Consider the following 315-nt stretch of genomic DNA (forward strand, 5'->3'; position numbering starts at 1 on the left):
GCTGGAGGACTGGCGTCGGAGGTTGCGCGCCTACCAGCAGCGCCGCATGCAGGTCCTGGCGCTGGTGCAGCAGCAGCGCCAGCAGGCGTCCCAACTGAGCGATGCGTGGCTCAAGGAGCAGGCGCACTGCGGTTTACGGCAATGGCAGCAGCAGTTGAGTGAATTGGACGCGCACATTGCCCAGCAGGTGGCTGCACGTGCGGAGCTGGAGGTGCTGCGTCAGGTCAAGGGGGTCGGCCCGGTCCTGCTGGCGAGCTTGGCGGCGCAGTTGCCGGAGTTGGGCCGCTTGACCGGCAAGGCGATCGGCAAGCTGGT

The 315-nt window shown here is 67.6% G+C and carries 1 pseudogene; it reads left to right on the forward strand.

Annotation, left to right across the window (positions count from 1 at the left end):
- Positions 1-315 (forward strand): annotated as a pseudogene (locus XcodCFBP4690_RS22880) (IS110 family transposase); the annotation flags it as partial.

Origin of the sequence: Xanthomonas codiaei (genome assembly GCF_002939785.1) — a bacterium.
GTDB classification, from domain to species: Bacteria; Pseudomonadota; Gammaproteobacteria; order Xanthomonadales; family Xanthomonadaceae; genus Xanthomonas; species Xanthomonas codiaei.